Annotated in this window: 14 protein-coding genes; 7 read left to right on the plus strand and 7 right to left on the minus strand. The window is 70.3% G+C overall.

The features are described from left to right. Positions 1-190: 190 nt before the first annotated feature. On the plus strand, positions 191-2,794 hold the full coding sequence (glgP, locus tag OG936_RS24795; RefSeq protein ID WP_406497535.1) for an alpha-glucan family phosphorylase: 2,604 nt from the start codon (positions 191-193) through the stop codon (positions 2,792-2,794). A gap of 126 nt (positions 2,795-2,920) precedes the next feature. Here the strand turns inward: glgP and OG936_RS24800 are convergent, their stop codons facing one another. Together OG936_RS24800 and OG936_RS24805 are read right to left on the minus strand one after the other, a co-directional pair. Continuing rightward, positions 2,921-4,936, minus strand: a complete 2,016-nt coding sequence (locus OG936_RS24800; protein ID WP_406497536.1) for a M4 family metallopeptidase — start codon at positions 4,934-4,936, stop codon at positions 2,921-2,923. Between the two features lie 160 nt (positions 4,937-5,096). Further along, positions 5,097-5,747 carry a TetR/AcrR family transcriptional regulator C-terminal domain-containing protein gene (locus OG936_RS24805; protein WP_406497537.1) on the minus strand — a complete coding sequence of 217 codons (651 nt, stop codon included), beginning with the start codon at positions 5,745-5,747 and terminating at the stop codon, positions 5,097-5,099. Between the two features lie 224 nt (positions 5,748-5,971). On the opposite strand from OG936_RS24805, the gene OG936_RS24810 reads away from it, so the two are divergent. Next, entirely contained in the window at positions 5,972-6,148 is a 177-nt protein-coding gene (locus OG936_RS24810) for a hypothetical protein (RefSeq protein WP_406497539.1), read from the plus strand. Positions 6,149-6,167: 19 nt separating this feature from the next. Here the strand turns inward: OG936_RS24810 and OG936_RS24815 are convergent, their stop codons facing one another. Together OG936_RS24815 and OG936_RS24820 are read right to left on the minus strand one after the other, a co-directional pair. Then, positions 6,168-7,199: an alcohol dehydrogenase gene (locus OG936_RS24815; RefSeq protein ID WP_406497541.1), complete on the minus strand. Its 1,032-nt coding sequence runs from the start codon at positions 7,197-7,199 to the stop codon at positions 6,168-6,170. A 70-nt stretch (positions 7,200-7,269) separates the two neighbouring features. After that, positions 7,270-7,413 carry a hypothetical protein gene (locus OG936_RS24820; RefSeq protein ID WP_406497543.1) on the minus strand — a complete coding sequence of 48 codons (144 nt, stop codon included), beginning with the start codon at positions 7,411-7,413 and terminating at the stop codon, positions 7,270-7,272. Positions 7,414-7,927: 514 nt separating this feature from the next. On the opposite strand from OG936_RS24820, the gene OG936_RS24825 reads away from it, so the two are divergent. Further along, the gene (locus OG936_RS24825; protein ID WP_406497545.1) at positions 7,928-9,130 is read left to right on the plus strand and encodes an RNA-guided endonuclease InsQ/TnpB family protein; all 1,203 of its coding nucleotides are present in this window, start codon (positions 7,928-7,930) and stop codon (positions 9,128-9,130) included. A gap of 76 nt (positions 9,131-9,206) precedes the next feature. Here OG936_RS24825 and OG936_RS24830 read toward each other — a convergent pair whose 3' ends face one another. After that, entirely contained in the window at positions 9,207-11,111 is a 1,905-nt protein-coding gene (locus OG936_RS24830) for an ABC transporter ATP-binding protein (protein WP_406497546.1), read from the minus strand. Then, the gene (locus OG936_RS24835) at positions 11,108-12,982 is read right to left on the minus strand and encodes an ABC transporter ATP-binding protein (protein ID WP_406497548.1); all 1,875 of its coding nucleotides are present in this window, start codon (positions 12,980-12,982) and stop codon (positions 11,108-11,110) included. The genes OG936_RS24830 and OG936_RS24835 overlap by 4 nt, the downstream gene beginning before the upstream one ends. 209 nt (positions 12,983-13,191) lie before the next feature. Between OG936_RS24835 and OG936_RS24840 the strand changes: the two genes are divergently transcribed. Genes OG936_RS24840 through OG936_RS24855 form a run of 4 tightly spaced genes read left to right on the plus strand, consistent with a single transcriptional unit; the run spans position 13,192 to position 16,864 of the window. After that, the gene (locus OG936_RS24840; protein WP_406497549.1) at positions 13,192-14,100 is read left to right on the plus strand and encodes an ATP-binding cassette domain-containing protein; all 909 of its coding nucleotides are present in this window, start codon (positions 13,192-13,194) and stop codon (positions 14,098-14,100) included. A 1-nt stretch (position 14,101) separates the two neighbouring features. Then, positions 14,102-14,878: an ABC transporter permease gene (locus tag OG936_RS24845; protein ID WP_406497551.1), complete on the plus strand. Its 777-nt coding sequence runs from the start codon at positions 14,102-14,104 to the stop codon at positions 14,876-14,878. A 23-nt stretch (positions 14,879-14,901) separates the two neighbouring features. Next, positions 14,902-16,191, plus strand: coding sequence for a sensor histidine kinase (locus OG936_RS24850; protein WP_406497553.1), 1,290 nt, complete (start codon positions 14,902-14,904; stop codon positions 16,189-16,191). Positions 16,192-16,213: 22 nt separating this feature from the next. Further along, complete coding sequence (locus tag OG936_RS24855; protein WP_406497554.1) at positions 16,214-16,864, plus strand: response regulator; 651 nt, start codon at positions 16,214-16,216, stop codon at positions 16,862-16,864. A 71-nt stretch (positions 16,865-16,935) separates the two neighbouring features. On the opposite strand, the gene glgX is transcribed toward OG936_RS24855, so the two are convergent. After that, entirely contained in the window at positions 16,936-19,179 is a 2,244-nt protein-coding gene (glgX, locus tag OG936_RS24860; protein WP_406497556.1) for a glycogen debranching protein GlgX, read from the minus strand. Positions 19,180-19,254: the final 75 nt, after the last annotated feature.

Here is a 19,254-nt window from a genome sequence, read left to right on the forward strand (position 1 = left end):
GGTGGATGTGTATATACGGGCCGTGAGGGGCGCCGGGTGCGGATGAGGTGGGGGCGGGCGCGGAGATCGCCCCCGGGCGGAAACGGAGCGGAACAGGGGCGCGGCCCACGGCTGATGCCGAGGGTGACGGAGCGGCGCACTCCGTGGTGCGTCCCCTCGGATTCGTACGTCCCCTGTAATGGTGGAATACGTGAAGGCCATTCGTCGATTCACCGTGCGTCCCGTCCTCCCCGATCCCCTTCAACCGCTCAGCGACCTCGCCCGCAATCTGCGCTGGTCCTGGCACACCGAGACCCGTGAGCTCTTCCAGGCCGTCGACCCGGAGGTCCGGCGGACGGCGGAGTGCGACCCGGTGCGGCTGCTCGGTGCCGTATCCGCCCGGCGACTCGCCGAGCTCGCCCGCGACGAGCAGTTCCTGCACCGGCTGACCGAGGCGTCCGCGGACCTCCGGGACTATCTGGACGGACCCAGGTGGTACCAGGAGCAACTGGCCCAGGGAACGGAGCTGCCGGCCGCCATCGCCTATTTCTCACCCGAGTTCGGGGTGACCGCCGCTCTGCCCCAGTACTCCGGCGGACTCGGGATCCTCGCCGGAGACCACCTGAAGGCCGCCAGCGACCTCGGCGTCCCCCTCGTCGCGGTCGGCCTGCTCTACCGGCACGGCTACTTCCGCCAGAGCCTGTCCCGCGACGGCTGGCAGCAGGAGCACTACCCCGTGCTCGATCCGAACGAGCTGCCGCTCACCCTGATGCGCGAAGCCGACGGCACCCCGAGCCGGGTGGTGCTCACCCTGCCCGGTGGCCGTTCGCTGCACGCCCACATCTGGCAGGCCCAGGTGGGACGCGTACCGCTGCTGATGCTCGACTCCGCCGTGGAGGAGAACGCACCGGGCGAACGTGAGGTGACCGACCGGCTGTACGGCGGCGGCAGCGAGCACCGGCTGCTCCAGGAGATGCTCCTCGGCATCGGCGGCGTACGCGCGGTACGGACGTACTGCCGTCTCACCGGGCATCCGGCGCCCGAGGTGTTCCACACCAACGAGGGGCACGCCGGCTTCCTCGGGCTCGAACGCATCCGTGAACTCTCCTGCACCGGGCTGGACTTCGACTCCGCGGTGGAGTCCGTACGGGCCGGCACGATCTTCACCACCCACACGCCCGTGCCCGCCGGGATCGACCGGTTCGACCGCGAGCTCGTGGCCCGGCACTTCGGGGACGACGGCGAACTCCCGGGGGTCGGCGTCGAACGCGTCCTGCACCTGGGCATGGAGACCTACCCCGGCGGCGAACCCGAGCTCTTCAACATGGCGGTCATGGGACTGCGGCTGGCCCAGCGGGCCAACGGGGTCTCCACCCTCCACGGTTCGGTCAGCCGGGAGATGTTCGCCGGGCTGTGGCCGGGCTTCGACGCGGCGGAGGTACCGATCACCTCGGTGACCAACGGCGTCCACGCGCCCACCTGGGTCGCGCCCGAGATCCTCCGGCTGCGCAAGGACTACGGAGGCACACCGGGCCGCTGGGACTCCGCCGTCGATGTTCCGGACCGGGAACTCTGGGATCTGCGGCGGTCCCTGCGCGCACAACTGGTCACCGAGGTGCGGACACGGCTCTACGCCTCCTGGCGCGACCGGGGCGCCGAAGCCGCCGAACTCGGCTGGATCGACAACGTGCTGGACCCGGACGTGCTGACCATCGGCTTCGCCCGGCGGGTGCCCTCGTACAAGCGGCTGACGCTGATGATGCGCGACCGCGACCGGCTGCGGGACCTGCTGCTCCACCCGACCCGCCCGATCCAGATCGTCGTCGCCGGCAAGGCCCACCCCGCCGACGACGGCGGGAAGCGGCTGGTGCGGGAGCTGGTGCGGTTCGCCGACGATCCACGGGTGCGCCACCGCATCGTGTTCCTGCCGGACTACGGGATGGCCATGGCGCAGAAGCTCTACCCGGGCTGCGATGTCTGGCTCAACAACCCCCTGCGCCCGCTGGAGGCCTGTGGTACGAGCGGCATGAAGGCGGCGCTCAACGGCTGCCTCAACCTCTCGGTCCTCGACGGGTGGTGGGACGAGTGGTTCGAGCCGGACTTCGGCTGGGCGATCCCGACGGCCGACGGTCTGGCCGTGGACGAGGACCGCCGCGACGATCTGGAGGCGGGCGCCCTCCACGAGTTGATCGAGGACAGGATCGCGCCGCGCTTCTACGACCGGGGCGGCGAGGGGCTCCCCGAACGCTGGATCGAGATGGTCCGCCGCACCCTGGGCACGCTGGGGCCCAAGGTTCTGGCGGGGCGCATGGTGACCGAGTACGTGGAGCGGCTGTACGCGCCCGCCGCGCTCGCCCAGCGTGCGATGGACCCCGGCGCGGCGCGGGAGCTCGCCGACTGGAAGGCCCGGGTCCGTGCCGCCTGGCCGCGCGTCGCCGTCGATCACATGGAGGCGGTGGCGCCCGATACGGCGGGCGGTCCGGCCGAGCTGGGGTCGACGCTGCTGCTGCGGGTCCGGATCGACCTCGGGGCGCTGGAGCCGGACGAGGTGGAGGTGCAGGCGGTGGCCGGCCGGGTGGACGCCGCCGATGGGATCTCGGACGCCCAGCTCTTCCCGCTGAAGCCCGCCGGGGGCCAGGACCTGGAGGGCCGCTGGCTGTACGACGGTCCGCTGGCCCTCGACCGCACCGGCCCGTACGGCTACACCGTGCGGGTGCTCCCGGCCCATCCGCTGCTGGCGACCGGCGCGGAACTCGGCCTGGTGGCGCTGCCCACGGAGTCGGCGGGGGACGGCGCGGGCGTGCTGATGCGCTGACGTAACGTCCGCCGGGCCTCACGGCACCCGCCGCGCACGTGAAACCGCCCGGGAGGAAGCGAGAGCTCCTCCCGGGCGGTTCGTTCAGTAGCCGGACCCGGCTGCGGGTTCAGCGGGCCGACGGGTTCAGAACGTCAGCTTGAAGCTGTTGATCTTTCCGGTGTCGCCCGAGTAGACGTCCTGGACCTTCAGCTTCCAGGTGCCGTTCGCCGCCACGGCCGAGGCGTTGACCGTGTACGTCGTCTGGACGTTGTCCGCCGAGTCGGAGATCGAGGAGTTCTTCAGCCGGTACGTCGTCCCGTTCGGGGCGACGAGGTCGATGACCAGGTCACCGCGCCAGGTGTGGGTGATGTCCACGCCCACCTTGAGGGTGCTGGGCGCGTTGCCCGTGACGCCGGTGACGTTGACCGAGGTGGTGACGGCCGCGCCGCGGTCCGGGATGGCGACGGAGGTGGTGTTCTCGAAGACCGTGCCGGTGCCGGGGTCGCCGCCACCAGAGCGCGTGCCGACGTTGATGCCGGCCCAGGCGTCGGCGACGGCCTTGTACTCGGCGCTGGTCGTGCCGTACAGCTCACCGGCCACGGCGAGCGTACCGGTGCGGGCCGCCGCGTAGTTGGTGGTGGAGGTGAACTTGGTGGCGAGCGCCTTGAACCAGATCTGCTCGGCCTTGTCGCGGCCGATGCCGGTCACCGGCAGGCCGTCGGAGGTCGGCGAGTCGTAGGAGACGCCGTTGATGACCTTGGCGCCGCTGCCCTCGGAGAGCAGGTAGAAGAAGTGGTTCGCCGGGCCCGAGGAGTAGTGGACGTCGACGTTGCCGATGCCCGAGTACCACGCGTCCTTGGACGCGCCGTCCTTGCTCGGCTTGTCCATGTAGCGCAGCGGGGTGCCGTTGCCGTTGATGTCGATCTTCTCGCCGATGAGGTAGTCGCCCTTGTCGGTGGCGTTGTTGGCGTAGAACTCGACCGCGGTGGCCATGATGTCGCTGGTCGCCTCGTTGAGGCCACCGGATTCGCCGCTGTACACCAGGTTCGCGGTGGCGGCGGTGACACCGTGCGACATCTCGTGCGCGGCCACGTCGAGCGAGGTCAGCGGCTTCGCGTTGCCGCTGCCGTCGCCGTACGTCATGCAGAAGCAGCTGTCCTGCCAGAAGGCGTTGACGTAGTTGTTGCCGTAGTGGACGCGGGAGTACGCGCCGACACCGTCACCCTTGATACCGGTGCGGCCGTGCACGTTCTTGTAGTAGTCCCAGGTCTCGGCCGCGCCGTAGTGGGCGTCCGCGGCGGCCGTCTCGGCGTTCGACGGGTTGCCGTTGCCCCACACGTCCGTGGAGTTGGTGAACAGCGTCCCGGTGCCGGAGGTGCCGTGGTTCAGGTTGTACGTCTTGTGGTTGCCCCGGCCCGTGTCGGTCAGCGTGTACGACGGCGCGGTGCCGAGGGTGACCTGGCCGCTGTACTGGGTGTTGCCGACGCCGTTCTCGACCGCCTGCCACTCGTACAGCTTCGCGCCGGTGGTGGCATCGGTGATGACGTGCAGCTCGTTGGGCGTGCCGTCCTCCTGGAGACCGCCGACGACGGTCTCGTAGGCGAGCTGCGGCTTGCCCTGCGCCATCCAGACCACCTTGCGGGGTGCCTGGTCGGCCTCGGTCTTCTTGGAGCCGTCGGCCTTGGCGAGGCCGAGCGCCTGCTTCTCGGCCGCGGCGGGCGCGACGTCGGCCGTCGTGTCCACGGCCTTCAGCTGGCCGCTGGTGACCTTGGACGCCTTGGTGACGCTCTTGGTCGCGCCGGCCTTGGACTCCTGGACGACCAGGTCGCCACCGAGCACCGGAAGTCCGGCGAAGGTGCGCTCGTAACGCGTGTGCGTGGTGCCGTCGTTGTCCTGGACGACGTCCCGGACGACGAGCTTCTCCTGAGAACCGAGACCGAGTTCCTTGGCCGTGGCCGCCTTGCTCGCGTCGGCCTCACGGATCAGCTCGGCGCGCTGGGACGGGGTGAGCTGCTTGGCCAGGGCACCGTGGTTGGCGCCGGCGGTGGCGCTGCCGGGAGTGGCTGTGGCCGTACCGGTCTGGACTCCGACGGCGAGGAGGGCTGCTGCGGCTATCAGGGCGCCGGTCGCGGTGGCACGACGGCTGGACGTTGATCTCACGCGGACTCCTTCTGCGAGGGGGGTACCGGCGGCAGGGTGGCCGTCGGGAGAACGAGAAGTGCGCAGAACGGGGTGAAGAGTGTCAGCCGGAAGACCGTTCTGTCAGGACCGCGTCAACAAATTGGCCGGAAGTCGTCCGTTGCCGTAAAGGTCATGTTCGTTAAGCGGACGTTTCGCCGATCATCATCGCGACGTCATCCAGCGTCCTTCGCAGGCCGAATTCGAAGAGTTCGTCGAGATCAAGCTCGAACTCGTCATGTTCGAAAAGCGAGTTGAGGAACGGGTGGTCGCCACTGGCCGAGATGGCGTCGAACTGTGGCTCATTTCTTACCATCCACTCCGCGGCGGACAGCCCGGTGTCCTGACGCGCCTGAGTCTCCATGTCGCCGGCCATGGCAAGTCCCTGGACGTGGGCGAAGAGAGTGAGATGGATGTGCAGCTTCGTGTACGGCGGAAGCCCGGTGCCGGCCAGGGCGTGCAGTACCCACTCCGTGTACCGCATAGCGTGCGGGGACGCTGTCGGCCGGGTGAAGGAAGCCACGGCCTGCGCCATCCACGGATGGCGCCCGTACACCGACCGGAGCCACCGGGCGGCGAGTTCAGGTCCGGACCGCCAGTTGTGGGGCGCGGCGCCCAGCCGGCGTTCACCGAACACCTCGTCCGACATCAGCCGGACCAGCTCGGTTTTGCCCGGCACATGACGGTACAGCGCCATGGTGGAGGTGGACAGCATGGTTGCGACCCGGCGCATGGACACCGCGGGCAGCCCTTCGGCGTCGGCCAGTCCGACAGCGGTGGGCACGATGCTCACGGCTCAGGACAGGACCTCTCACCGGCCCGGCGCCCCCCGGAGCACGACGCTCGACGACGACCGTGCCGACACCCGGCACCGCCCGTACTGCACGAGTGCACCCAGTGCACCGGAAACGCCGTACACCCCGTCAACTCGGAGAACGTGAGCGTGCGTACGAGGCGCAGGGAGGTGCACTACGGCAGTGTTTGCGGTGTACGCGGCGGCGCTGCTGTGCTCCCGGCATGACCTCAGGACCGCACATCCCGGCACCACCCCTGAACATGGCCGCGGCCGGGGCCGCCGCCGCGATGGCCGGGGCCGCCGTGCTCTCCGTCGTCCTGCTCCGGGGCTCTGGGCCCGTACCGGCCCGCCCAGCGGGCGGCGAAGCCCGTACCGAGGAGCGGAGCCGGTCAGGGTGAGTCCCAAAGGACCAGGGCGTCAGGCGGTGGTGAGGACCATCCGGAAGCGGGCGGCGCCGGACATCATCTTCCGGTACGCCTCGTCGGCCGCGTCCAGCGGCACGGTCTCGGTCATCGGGCGGATTCCGCGCAGGGCGCTGAACGCTAGGGTGTCCTGGACGTCCTGCGCGGTGCCGGACGGGTGGCCCCGGACGACCTTGCCGCTCATGAGCAGTTGGGTCGGGCTGATTCCGAGCGGTTCGGAGTCCGCGCCGATGACGACCAGCTCGCCACGGGGCGCGAGGCCGTCCACGGTCGCCGTGATGGCCCCGGACGCGGACGCGGTGGCCAGGACGACCTTGGCACCGCCGAGGGCCTGCAACGCGTCCGCGACGGTGGTGTCCGCCGTGCTGTCGATGTAGTGGTGCGCGCCGAGTTCCCGGGCGAAATCGGCCTTGGCGGCTCCGCGGGCGATGGCCACGGTCTCGAAGCCCATCGCGGCCGCGTACTGCACACCCAGATGGCCGAGGCCGCCGATGCCGAGCACGGCGACCAGGTCACCCGGCCGCGCGGAGCTGCGCCGCAGACCGTTGTACGTGGTCACCCCCGCGCAGCCCATGGGCGCCGCATCGACCGCGTCCAGCGCGTCGGGGATCCGGGCCAGGGCGTCCACCGGTGCGATCACCTTCTCGGCGTAGCCTCCGTCGTACGCCCACCCGGGCACCTTCAGATACCGGCACACCATGAAGTCGCCCTGCCTGCAGGGTGTGCAGTGGCCGCAGCTGCCGCCGAACCAGCCCACCGCCACCCGGTCGCCCACCCGCCAGGCGCTCTCCGCCCCCTCGCCGAGCTCCTCGATCCGCCCGGCGATCTCATGCCCGGGGACCACTGGGAACCGTACGCCCGGAAGTGCGTCGTTCACGAAGAAGGCGTCACTGTGGCAGACCCCGCAGGCATCCACGGATACCCGTACATGACCGGGGGCCGGCCGCGGCACCTCACGCTCGACAATCTCGAACGGACCGCCGGCGGCCGCGACCTGCGCGGCCCGATAGACGCTGGAGACGCTCATCTGGATCTCTCCGGGATACGGGGACACGGGTGGACGGCCCCCCGGAATCAGCAGACCAGCTCCGGCCCGATCACGCACGCCGGGCGGCGCCGGCGAGGGGACGCACTGGGCCCGACGTGTGCTCTCCAGCCGGCCGGGCCAACTCGGCCAGGTAGCTTCCGAGGCTGTCGGGCGCGGCGGCAGCGGCGACTTCTTCCGGGTCGATGGCTGTCATGACGGACTCCCTGATGATGGTGGGCCGGAGGGGCCAGGGGAGTGTGGGCATCCCTCCGTTTCCACCATCCTCGGCCCGGACCTGGCTGTTCACTCGGCCATTTGGACGAGAGTCTTGCCGGCCTGTAGGCGGCTTCTCTCCGGGCCCGAGCGCCCTCGTCACCTTCCACGGGGCAACGGCCGATCCTGACGGCACGGTGCTCGGCGTCACCCGCGACAGCCTGCCACCCTGCCCGAACCGCCCGTAAGAGTTCCGGAAACTGAACGCCGTTCGCCGACGCGAGCAGTCAGACGGTACGGCTGCCGCAGTTACTGAGAGCGGTCAGTGACCGCGGAGCCGTGAAATTGCTCATCCATTGCCCATTTCATCGGATTCCTCCGTGGATACTCCGCCCTTCAGGGCGGGGAGGAAACGGACTTCTGCGGAGCAGGGCAAGGAGCGGAGTTTCGCCCCCAGGGCGAAAGGCCGTGCTGTGACCCGCAGATTTGATCTTAACTCGCAGCACCGCTAGTTTGTGAGCGTGACCACGGGCTGTGTGAAGCGGGCGTTCAAGTACCGCTTCTATCCGACCGATGCGCAGGCAGCCGAGCTGTCGCGCACGTTCGGTTGCGTGCGGAAGGTCTACAATCTGGCGCTCGCCGCCCGCACGGAGGCATGGGTGCGGCAGGAGCGGGTCAACTACAACGCAACGTCGGCGATGCTGACGGCGTGGAAGAAGACCGAGGAGCTGGCGTTCCTCAACCAGGTCTCGTCGGTGCCGCTCCAGCAGACGCTGCGGCACCTGCAGACCGCGTTCACCAATTTCTTCGGCAAGCGGGCGAAGTACCCGCGCTTCAAGTCGCGGAAGAAGTCGCGGAAGTCGGCGGAGTACACCACCAGCGGGTTCCGCTTCCGTGACGGGGAGCTGACCCTGGCGAAGATGACCGAACCGCTGGACATCGTGTGGTCCCGGCCGCTCCCCGAGGGGGCGAGGCCGTCCACGGTGACCGTTTCCCAGGACGCGGCGGGACGCTGGTTCGTCTCGTTGCTGTGTGACGACCCGTCCGTCCAGCCCCTCCCCGCCACCGACAGCGCGGTCGGAATCGATGTCGGCCTGGACCACCTGCTGACCCTGTCCACCGGGGAGAAGATCGCCAACCCCCGGCACGAACGCCGGGACCGCGCCCGACTCGCCAAAGCTCAGCGGAGACTGTCCCGCAAGGCCAGGGGCGAGGGCGCCAACCGGGCCAAGGCCCGGCGCAAGGTCGCCGAGATCCACGCGAGGATCGCCGACCGTCGCCGTGACCTGCTCCACAAGCTGACCACTCGGCTCGTGCGTGAAAACCAAACGCTCGTGATCGAGGACCTGACCGTGTGCAACATGGTCAAGAACCACACGCTCGCCCGAGCCATCTCGGACGCGAGCTGGAGCGAGTTCCGCTCCATGCTGGAGTACAAGGCCGCCTGGTACGGGCGCGAGGTGATCGCCGTCGACCGATGGTTCCCCTCGTCCAAGCTGTGCTCCGCCTGCGGCACCCTCGCGGAGAAGATGCCGCTGAACGTCCGTACCTGGACGTGCGACTGCGGAACGACCCACGACCGGGACGTGAACGCAGCGAAGAACCTTCTGGCCGCCGGGCTGGCGGTAACAGTCTGTGGAGCTGGTGTAAGACCTCAACGGAGTTCTCCGGGCAGGCAGTCGGCGACGAAGCAGAAACCCCCACGGCGCGAGCCGTAGGAATCCCCCTCGTTCACGAGGGGGAGGAAGTCAAGGACCGTTGTCCGTCGAAACGCGGTACCTGCAATTCTCCCCGTCACGCCAGGCTCTCCCGCCACGCGCGGTGGAGACCGGCGAAGCGGCCGGTGCCGCCGATGAGTTCGGACGGGGCGCCGTCCTCCACGATGCGGCCGTGCTCCATCACCAGGACCCGGTCCGCGATCTCCACGGTCGACAGGCGGTGGGCGATCACCACCGCGGTGCGGCCGTGGAGCACCGTGTCCATGGCCCGCTGCACCGCCCGTTCGCCCGGGATGTCCAGGGAGCTCGTCGCCTCGTCGAGGATCAGCACGGACGGGTTCGCGAGCAGGGCCCGGGCGAACGCGACCAACTGGCGCTGACCGGCCGAGATCCGGCCGCCCCGCTTGCGTACGTCCGTGTCGTAGCCCTCGGGCAGCCCGGCGATGAAATCGTGTGCGCCGATCGCCTTGGCGGCCTGCTCGATCTCCTCACGGGTCGCGTCCGGGCTGCCGATCGCGATGTTCTCGGCGACCGTCCCGGAGAACAGGAACGCCTCCTGGGTCACCATCACCACACCCCGCCGCAGCTCGGGCACGGCCAGATCCCGCAGATCGGTCCCGTCGAGCAGCACCCGGCCCTCGGTCGGGTCGTAGAAGCGGGCCAGCAGCTTGGCGAGCGTCGACTTGCCCGCGCCCGTCGAACCGACCACGGCGACGGTCTGACCGGCCGGGACCGTCAGACCGAAGCGGGGCAGGACCTCGCCCCCCGTACGGTAGGCGAACCGCACCGAGTCGAAGACGACCTCACGGCCCGGGTACTCACCCGTGAGCGCGGGCAGGTCGACCGGATTCGCCGTCTCGGGGACGGACGGGGTCTGGGCCAGCAGACCCGCGATCTTCTCCAGCGAAGCGGCGGCCGACTGGTAGGAGTTGAGGAACATGCCCAGCCGGTCGATCGGGTCGTACAGCCGGCGCAGATAGAGCACGGCCGCGGCCAGCACACCGAGCGCCAGCGTGCCCGACGCCACCCGGTACGCACCCCACAGCACGATCCCCGCGACCGCCGTGTTGGCGACCAGCCGGGAGCCGACGACATAGCGCGCCATCTCCAGCAACGCGCCGACGTTCGCCTGCCGGTGCGCGGAGTTGAGGCCCTCGAAGTGCGCGTCGTTGCGGCGCTCGCGGCGGAACGCCTGGACGGGGCGGATGCCGTTCATCGACTCGGCGAACTTCACGATGACCGCGGCGATCGCCGACGACCGCGCCGCGTAGAGCACGCCCGCCCGTCGTTGGTAGCGCCGCACCAGCAGATACAGCGGGACGAAGGAGAGCACCGCCACCGCGCCGAGACCGAAGTCCAGCCAGAGAAGCACCAGGGAGATGGAGACGAAGGACAGGACGATGCCGATCAGCTCCTGCAGCCCCTCGCTGAGCAGTTCCCGCAGCGATTCCACATCCGTGGTCGAACGGGAGATCAGCCGTCCCGAGGTGTAGCGCTCATGGAAGTCCACACTCAGCGCCTGCGCGTGACGGAAGATCCGGCCGCGCAGATCGAGCAGCACGTCCTGGTTGATCCGGGCGGAGACCATGATGAACGCGTACTGCATGAGCCCCGCGACCGCCGAACACAGCGCGTACCCCACGGCCACCGCGATCAACGGCCCGTAGTCCGCGTCCCGGAACGCGGGCACACCGCTGTCGATGGCGTACGCGACGAGCAACGGACCCGCCTGTACCGCCACCTGCTGGATCAGCAGCAACAGCGCCGACACCAGCACCCGGCCCCGGTGCGGCCGGAGCAGCGACATCAGCAGCGAGCGGGTCGCACCGCGGGGCGTGGGCAGATCGTCCCGGTCGAACCGGTCCCCGGCACCGTCGGAGAGGGACGGGCCCGCAGGCTCCTTCCGCGCGTCCGGCCGCCGGTCGGCGGGCCCGGTCGTCGTCGTACCGGTCGTCGTCGTACCGGTCGTCGTGCTGGTCATCGGGTACGGCCCTTCTCAGCGGGGACGTCCGGTACGAGACGGTCCTCGCCGGACAGGTCGGGGACGGTGTCCACGGCGGGGGCACCCTCCTGCGCGCCGGTGGCCCCCGACATCAGCCACGCGTACTCCGCGTTGCCGCGCAGCAGTTCCTGATGGGTGCCGACGGCGGTGATCCGGCCCTCGGAGAGCAGTGCCACCCGGTCCGCGAGCATCACGGTGGACGGCCGGTGCGCGACCACGATCGCCGTCGTCTCCTCCAGCACCTGCCGCAGCGCGGCCTCCACCAGCGTCTCCGTGTGCACGTCCAGGGCGGAGAGCGGATCGTCGAGCACCAGGAAGCGCGGCCGGCCGACCACGGCGCGGGCCAGTGCGATCCGCTGCCGCTGCCCGCCGGAGAGGCTGAGTCCCTGCTCGCCGACCTGGGTGCCGATGCCGTCGGGCAGGTCGTACACGAAGTCGGCCTGCGCGACGGCGAGCGCCCGCCGCAACTCGTCCTCCCCGGCGCCCTCGGCGCCCATCAGCACGTTCTCCCCGACGGTCGCCGAGAAGAGCGTCGGCTCCTCGAAGGCCACGGACACCAGCTTGCGCAGCTCCTGGCGGGGCATGGCGGTGATGTCCCTGCCGTCCAGCGTGATCCGCCCGCCGGTGGCCTCGTGCAGCCGAGGTACGAGCGCGGTGAGCGTCGTCTTCCCGGAACCGGTGGTCCCGACCAGGGCCATCGTCTCGCCGGGGCGGATGCGCAGATCGATCCGGGACAGTACGGGTACGGAACCGGGCTCCGCGTCGGGATAGCGGAACTCCACGCCCTCGAAGACCATTTCGCCCCGACCGTCGTCCGTGCCCTGCGGCGCGGGGCCGTCGGCGGCGGCCGCGTCCTCCTCCTCGGCCACGTCCATCACCTCGAAGAACCGGTCGGTCGCCGTCGCCGACTCCTGACTCATCGCGAGCAGGAAGCCGATCGACTCGATCGGCCACCGCAGCGCGAGCGCCGTCGACAGGAAGGCCACCAGCGTGCCCGCCGACAGCCCGCCGTCGGCGACCTGGACCGTGCCGAGGACCAGCGCCGCCCCGATGGCCAGCTCGGGGATCGTGGTGATGACCGCCCAGATGCCCGCGAGGAGACGCGCCTTGCCCAGCTCCGTACCGCGCAGCTGCTGCGAGAGGGCACGGAACGCGAGGGCCTGGCTGCGGTGCCGGCCGAAGCCCTTGATGATGCGGATGCCGAGCACGCTCTCCTCGACGACCGTCGTCAGATCACCGACCTGGTCCTGCGCCTGGCGCGCCACGACCGAGTACTTCGTCTCGAAGACCGAGCAGAGGATCACCAACGGCACCACCGGAGCGAGCAGCACCAGCCCCAGCGTCCACTCCTGCATCAGCAGAATGATGAAACCGACCAGGATCGTCGTGCCGTTGACCAGCAGGAACGTCAGCGGAAAGGCCAGGAACATGCGGAGCAGCATCAGGTCCGTGGTCCCGCGCGACAGCAACTGCCCCGACGGCCAGCGGTCGTGGAACGCCACCGGCAGCCGCTGCAGGTGCCGGTACAGGTCGGCCCGCATCGCCGCTTCGACCCCCGCCAGCGGCCTGGCCACCAGCCACCGCCGTATCCCGAAGAGCACGGCCTCGGCGATGCCCAGCAGGAGCAGGTACAGCGCGCCCAGCCAGACGCCTCCCGGATCGCGGTCCGCCACCGGGCCGTCGACGATCCACTTCAGTACGAGAGGGATCACCAGACCCAGGCACGAGGCGACTATCGCAACCAGCGCGGCGGCGGACAGGCGGGTGCGTACCGGCTTCACATAGGGCCACAACCTCAGCAGGGAGCGTGCGGCGGACCGTTCCTTGGGATCTACATGTTCTTCGGGCATCACAGTGGAGCCTACGGTTTACCGCTGACATCGCTCATGTGGTTTTTCGGCCGTCCGGCGGTCCCGGAGCCGCCGTTCGACCGTGCCGGAGCCGTCGTCCGGTGGTTCCGGAGACCGCTGGTCGTACTCCGTATCAATCGATCGGCCGATGCCGCTTCGAGCGCGATGGACGATGGTGCGCCGGTTCCCCGCACACGATGCTCGTAGGCATGGCAATCATCGAAGTGAACGCGGTGCACAAGGCCTACGCCGGGCGCCCCGCGGTGGACGGAGTGAGCTTCGCCGTCGACGAGGGGGAGATCTTCGGGATCCTCGGCCCCAACGGAGCCGGCAAGACCACCACCGTCGAGTGCATCGAGGGGCTCCGGGTCCCCGACGCCGGTACGATCCGGGTGGCCGGCCTCGACCCCGTCGCCGACCACGACCGGGTGACCAAGCTGCTCGGCGCACAGCTCCAGGAGAGCGAACTCCAGCCCAAGCTCACCGTGGCCGAGGCGCTGGAGCTGTACAGCGCCTTCTATCCGGACCCCGCCGACTGGCGCGCGCTGGCCGAACGGCTGGGTCTGCACACCATGTACGGCACCCGGTTCGCCAAGCTGTCCGGCGGTCAGAAACAACGGCTGTCCATCGCGCTCGCCCTGATCGGCAACCCGCGGGTCGTGGTCCTCGACGAGCTGACCACCGGTCTGGACCCGCGGGCCCGCCGGGACACCTGGAAGCTCATCGAGGACGTACGCGACAGCGGTGTGACGGTGCTTCTGGTCACCCACTTCATGGAGGAGGCCAACCGGCTCTGCGACCGTGTCGCCGTGATCGACAAGGGAAAGGTCGTCGCTCTCGACACCCCGTCCGGCCTGGTCAGCAGGGCCGGCAGCGCCACAGTCATCTCCTTCACCCCCGCACAGCCGCTCGACCCGACCGAACTGGATTCGCTGCCCGGTGCGGTCTCCGTCGAACAGAAGAACGGCCGGATCGTCATCCACGGCAGCGACGAGACGGTCAACGCGGTGATCTCACTGCTGGCCCGCCACCGCATCACCGCACACCAACTCCGCGTCTCCGAAGCAACGCTGGACGACGCCTTCCTCGACCTCACAGAAGCAGAAAAGGCGGCCTGAGATGACCACAGCGACCCCGGCCAGGACGACGGCCACCCCCACCCCATGGGCAGCGGTGCTCAGGACCGAGACGCGGCTCTTCCTCCGCGAACCCGGCGGCCTGTTCTGGGTCCTCGTCTTCCCGACCGCGCTGCTGACGATCCTCGGCCTGATCCCGTCCTTCCGGGACCCCGATGACGCGCTCGGTGGACGCCGCGTCGTCGATCTGTACGTACCGGTGTCGGTGCTGCTCGCCATGATCATGGCCGGGATCGGGGCCATGCCGCCCATCCTCACCGGCTACCGCGAGCGCGGGATCCTGCGCCGGATGTCGACCACTCCGGTGCCGCCGTCCGCCCTGCTCACCGCGCAGATCGCCCTGCACGGCATCGCGGCCCTCGGCTCCGCCGCGCTGGTGATGACCGTCGGCCGCACCGCCTTCGGCGTGAGGCTGCCCGGACAGCCCTTCGGCTACGTCCTGGCGCTACTCCTGGCGACCGCGAGCGTCCTCGGCCTCGGCGCGCTGCTGTGTGCGCTCTCCCGCACCACCAAGGCATCCTCCGCCATCGGCTCGGTCGCCAACCTCGTGATGATGTTCACCGCCGGGGTCTGGATCCCGGTGCAGACCATGCCCGACACCCTCCGGCGCATCGTCGAGGCCACCCCGTTCGGCGCGGCCTCCCAGGCACTGGACCGGGCGGCGTCCGGCGGCTGGCCCGGCTGGGTACAGCTGGGCGTCATGGCGTTGTGGGCGGCCGTGGTGACCGGGCTGGCGACCCGGCTGTTCCGTTGGGAGTGACGGTTCCGGGGGAGAATCCCCCCATGAACGAGGGGGACACGGCAGAGATGGGCACAGCCGGAGCGACGACGGCCGCGCAGTGGTGGGAACGGTTCTTCCAGTACGGGCCGTACGGTCTGCTCGGCCTGGCCACCGCGGCCTCTGCCGTGTCCGCCGATCTCATCATGGACCGCTCGGACGTGTACGCCGCCGCGGCGCTGGTCCCGGTGGTGCTCGTCCTCCAGCTCTGGTGGGGACGGTACGGGCCGGCGCTTCCCCCGCCTTCGCGGGCGCCACAGTTCTACTTCGTCGCCCGCACGTCACTCGCCTTGGGACTGGCCTGGTGCAGCCCGTTCTTCTCCATCTTCGCGGTTCTCGGCTACTTCGACGCCGGCCGGCTGCTCCCGCAACGGGCCGTGCGCGCCGGGCTGCTGACCACCGCGGTCATCATGGCGGGCTCGCAGTCCGGCAGCGGCCTCCCGCCGGCCGGCCTCATGAACTGGGTCGCCTTCGGCATCGTCTTCGCCCTCCACGCGACCATCACCCTGGTCTTCGCCCAGATCGGCGACCGGGAGGCCGAGCAGACCCGCGCCCAGGTCGACACCATCGCCGAGCTGGAGTCCGCCAACGCCCGCCTCGAACAGGCCCTCGCCGAGAACGCCGGACTCCATGCCCAACTCCTGCTCCAGGCCCGCGAGGCGGGCGTCGCCGACGAGCGGCGCCGGCTCGCCGCCGAGATCCACGACACGCTCGCGCAGGGCCTGACCGGCATCATCGCCCAGCTTCAGGTGGTCACCTCGATCGCCGACACCGATCCGGCCGTGGCCCGGCAGCACCTCGACCGCGCCGCCGCCCTCGCCCGGCACAGCCTGAACGAGGCGCGCCGCTCGGTCCACGATCTGGTCCCCGTCGCACTGGAGCACGACGACCTCGTGGGCGCGCTGAAGAAGACCGTCACCGGATGGGGCGAACGCCATGGGGTGCGGGCCGAGTTCACCGTCACCGGTACCGTCGAGCCGATCCACGACGAGATAGCCGCCACCCTGCTCCGCATCGCCGAGGAGGCCCTCGCCAACGCCGGCCGCCACGCCGGGGCCGCACGCGTCGGCATCACCCTGTCCTTCATGGGTGACGAACTCGCCCTGGACGTACGGGACGACGGCCGCGGCTTCGACCCCGCCGCCCTGGGGCCACGCCGCCGCGGCGCGGGCGGATTCGGGCTCGGCGGCATGCGGGCCCGCGCCGAACGCATCGCGGGCACCGTCGAGGTGGAGACGGAACCGGGGCGCGGTACGACGGTCTGCGCCCGGGTGCCCCTGGTCCGGCACGGCTGATGACCAGTACGGTTGCCCTGCCATGGCTGAGGATTCCGCACGCGTCATCACGCTCGTCGTCGTCGACGACCACCCCGTCGTACGGGACGGTCTGCGCGGCATGTTCGAAACCGACCCGGGGTTCCGGGTCCTTGGGGAGGCGCCGGACGGGGTGGTGGGCGTCGACCTCGTGGCCCGGCTGGACCCCGACGTCGTCCTGATGGATCTGCGGATGGCGGGCGGCGGCGGAGTCGCCGCCATCGCCGAACTGACCGGGCGCGGCGCGCGCGCCAAGGTGCTGGTCCTCACCACGTACGACACCGACTCCGACACCCTCCCCGCGATCGAGGCCGGCGCGACCGGCTATCTCCTCAAGGACGCACCCCGTGAGGAGCTGTTCACCGCCGTCCGTGCCGCCGCCGACGGCCGCACCGTGCTCTCACCCGCCGTCGCCTCCCGCCTCGTCTCCCGGGTGCGCACCCCGGTGGCGCCGGACCGCGAGGCACTGTCGGCCCGGGAGCGCGAAGTGCTCGAACTCGTCGCGAAGGGCACCTCGAACCGGGAGATAGCCGCCGAACTGTTCATCAGCGAGGCCACCGTGAAGACCCACCTCACCCATGTCTTCGCCAAGCTCGGCGCCAAGGACCGGGCCGCCGCCGTGGCGATCGGCTACGACCGCGGCATCCTCGGCTGACCCTTCCCCGGCCCTCGTTCCCCGACCGTCCTTCCCCAACCGGTCATTCCCCGGCCCTCGTTCCCCGACCGTCATTCCCTGACCCGTAGCAGCAGCACCGACCTGGGCGGCACGGTCAGCACCGTGCCGCCCGGGTGGACGCTGCCCGGCGCCTCGGCCTGGTCCTCCCGTGAGGTGTCCAGGACCAGTTCGTAACTCTGCGCCCATGGCGGTCCGGGCAGCCGGAAGCCGCTCGGCCGGTGGTCCGCGTGCAGGATCGCCAGGAAGCTGTCGTCCGTGACGGGTTCGCCGCGCGCGTCCCGGCCGGGGATGTCGCGCCCGGAGAGATAGAGCCCGACCATCGCGGCCGGTGCGTACCAGTCCGCCTCCGTCATCTCCGAGCCCTGCCCGGTGAACCACGCCAGATCCCGCAGCCCGTCCGCCGCCTGCGCACGCCCGGAGAAGAAGGCACGGCGGCGCAGCACGGGGTGGGTGTGGCGCAGGGTGAGGATGCGGGAGGTCAGCTCGGTCAGCGCCCGCCACTCCGGCCGGTCGAGCAGGGACCAGTCCAGCCAGCCGACCTCGTTGTCCTGGCAGTACGCGTTGTTGTTGCCGCCCTGCGTACGGCCCATCTCGTCCCCCGCGACCAGCATCGGCACACCCGTCGACAGCAGGAGGGTGGTGAGCAGATTGCGCAGCTGACGGCGGCGCAGCGCGTTGACGGCGGGGTCGTCGCTCTCGCCCTCGGCGCCGCAGTTCCAGGCCCGGTTGTCCGAGGTGCCGTCCCGGTTGTCCTCGCCGTTGGCCTCGTTGTGCTTCTGCTCGTAACTGACCAGATCCCGCAGCGTGAAGCCGTCGTGCGCGGTGACGAAGTTGACCGAGGCGTACGGGCGCCGGCCGCCCCACGCGTACAGATCGCTGGACCCGGTCAGCCGGTAGCCGAGATCCCGTACGTCGGGCAGTGCGCCGCGCCAGAAGTCCCGTACGGCGTCCCGGTAGCGGTCGTTCCACTCGGTCCACAGCGGAGGGAAGGCGCCCACCTGGTACCCGCCGTTGCCGACGTCCCACGGCTCGGCGATCAGCTTCACCCGGCGCAGCACCGGGTCCTGCGCGATCACCGCGAGGAACGGGGAGAGCATGTCGACGTCGTGCATCGAGCGGGCCAGCGCGGCCGCCAGATCGAAGCGGAAGCCGTCGACGCCCATCTCTGTGACCCAGTACCGCAACGAATCCGTGATCAGCCGCAGGACGTGCGGCTGGACCACGTGCAGGGTGTTGCCGCAGCCGGTGTAGTCCGCGTATCTGCGGGCGTCCGCCTGGAGGCGGTAGTAGCCGCGGTTGTCGATGCCGCGCAGCGACAGCATCGGACCCAGCTCGCTCGCCTCCGCCGTGTGGTTGTAGACCACGTCGAGGATCACCTCGATCCCGGCGTCGTGCAGGGCCCGTACCATCCGCTTGAACTCACCGACCTGCTGGCCCGCGGTCCCGCTCGCGGAGTAGTCGGCGTGCGGGGCGAAGTAGCCGATGGAGTTGTAGCCCCAGTAGTTGTGCAGACCGCGCCGGAGCAGATGGTCCTCGTGGGCGAACTGATGCACCGGCAGCAGTTCCACCGCCGTCACTCCCAGCCGCCGCAGATGATCGACGGCGGCCGGATGGGCGAGACCGGCGTATGTGCCCCGCAGCTCCTTCGGGATCCCGGGGTGCAGCTTGGTGAAGCCGCGCACGTGCAGCTCGTAGATGACGGAGTCCGCCCATGGGGTCTTGGGGCGGCGGTCCTGCGCCCAGTCGTCGTCATCGTGGACGACGACGCCCTTCGGGACGTACGGAGCGGAGTCCCGCTCGTCGCGCACGGTGTCGGCGACCTGCTGGTGCGGCCAGTCCCTCACATGGCCGTACACCTCGGCCGGGAGGGTGAACGAGCCGTCCACGGCGCGCGCGTACGGGTCGAGGAGCAGCTTCGCCGCGTTCCAGCGCGCACCGGTCCAGGGGTCCCAGCGGCCGTGCACCCGGTAGCCGTACCGCTGACCCGGCCGTACGCCCGGCACGAAGCCGTGCCAGACCTCATGGGTCAGTTCGGTCAGCGGAAGGCGCCGCTCGCTTCCCTCCTCGCCGAAGAGGCAGAGCTCGACGGCCTCCGCACCGCCCGCCCAGAGCGCGAAATTGGTGCCCGCCACCCCGTCGGGGCCCACCCGGAAGCGGGCCCCGAGCGGCATCGGGGCACCGGGCCACACGGCGGCCGGCTGCCCCGGCACGACCACCGGTGCGCTCTCCCGTTCCGCCCGCTCCTCCGTCTCCCCGGTCTCCTGCACTGCCTCCTGCTCGGCTGCGCTCGACACCTGCTCGCCTCCCGCGGCTCGTGGGGACCGGCACCGAAAAGGAGCGCACGGCGTCCCGGCCGCGGCTCCCCGAGT

It is taken from the genome of Streptomyces sp. NBC_00846, from assembly GCF_045207325.1.
Taxonomy (GTDB): domain Bacteria; phylum Actinomycetota; class Actinomycetes; order Streptomycetales; family Streptomycetaceae; genus Streptomyces.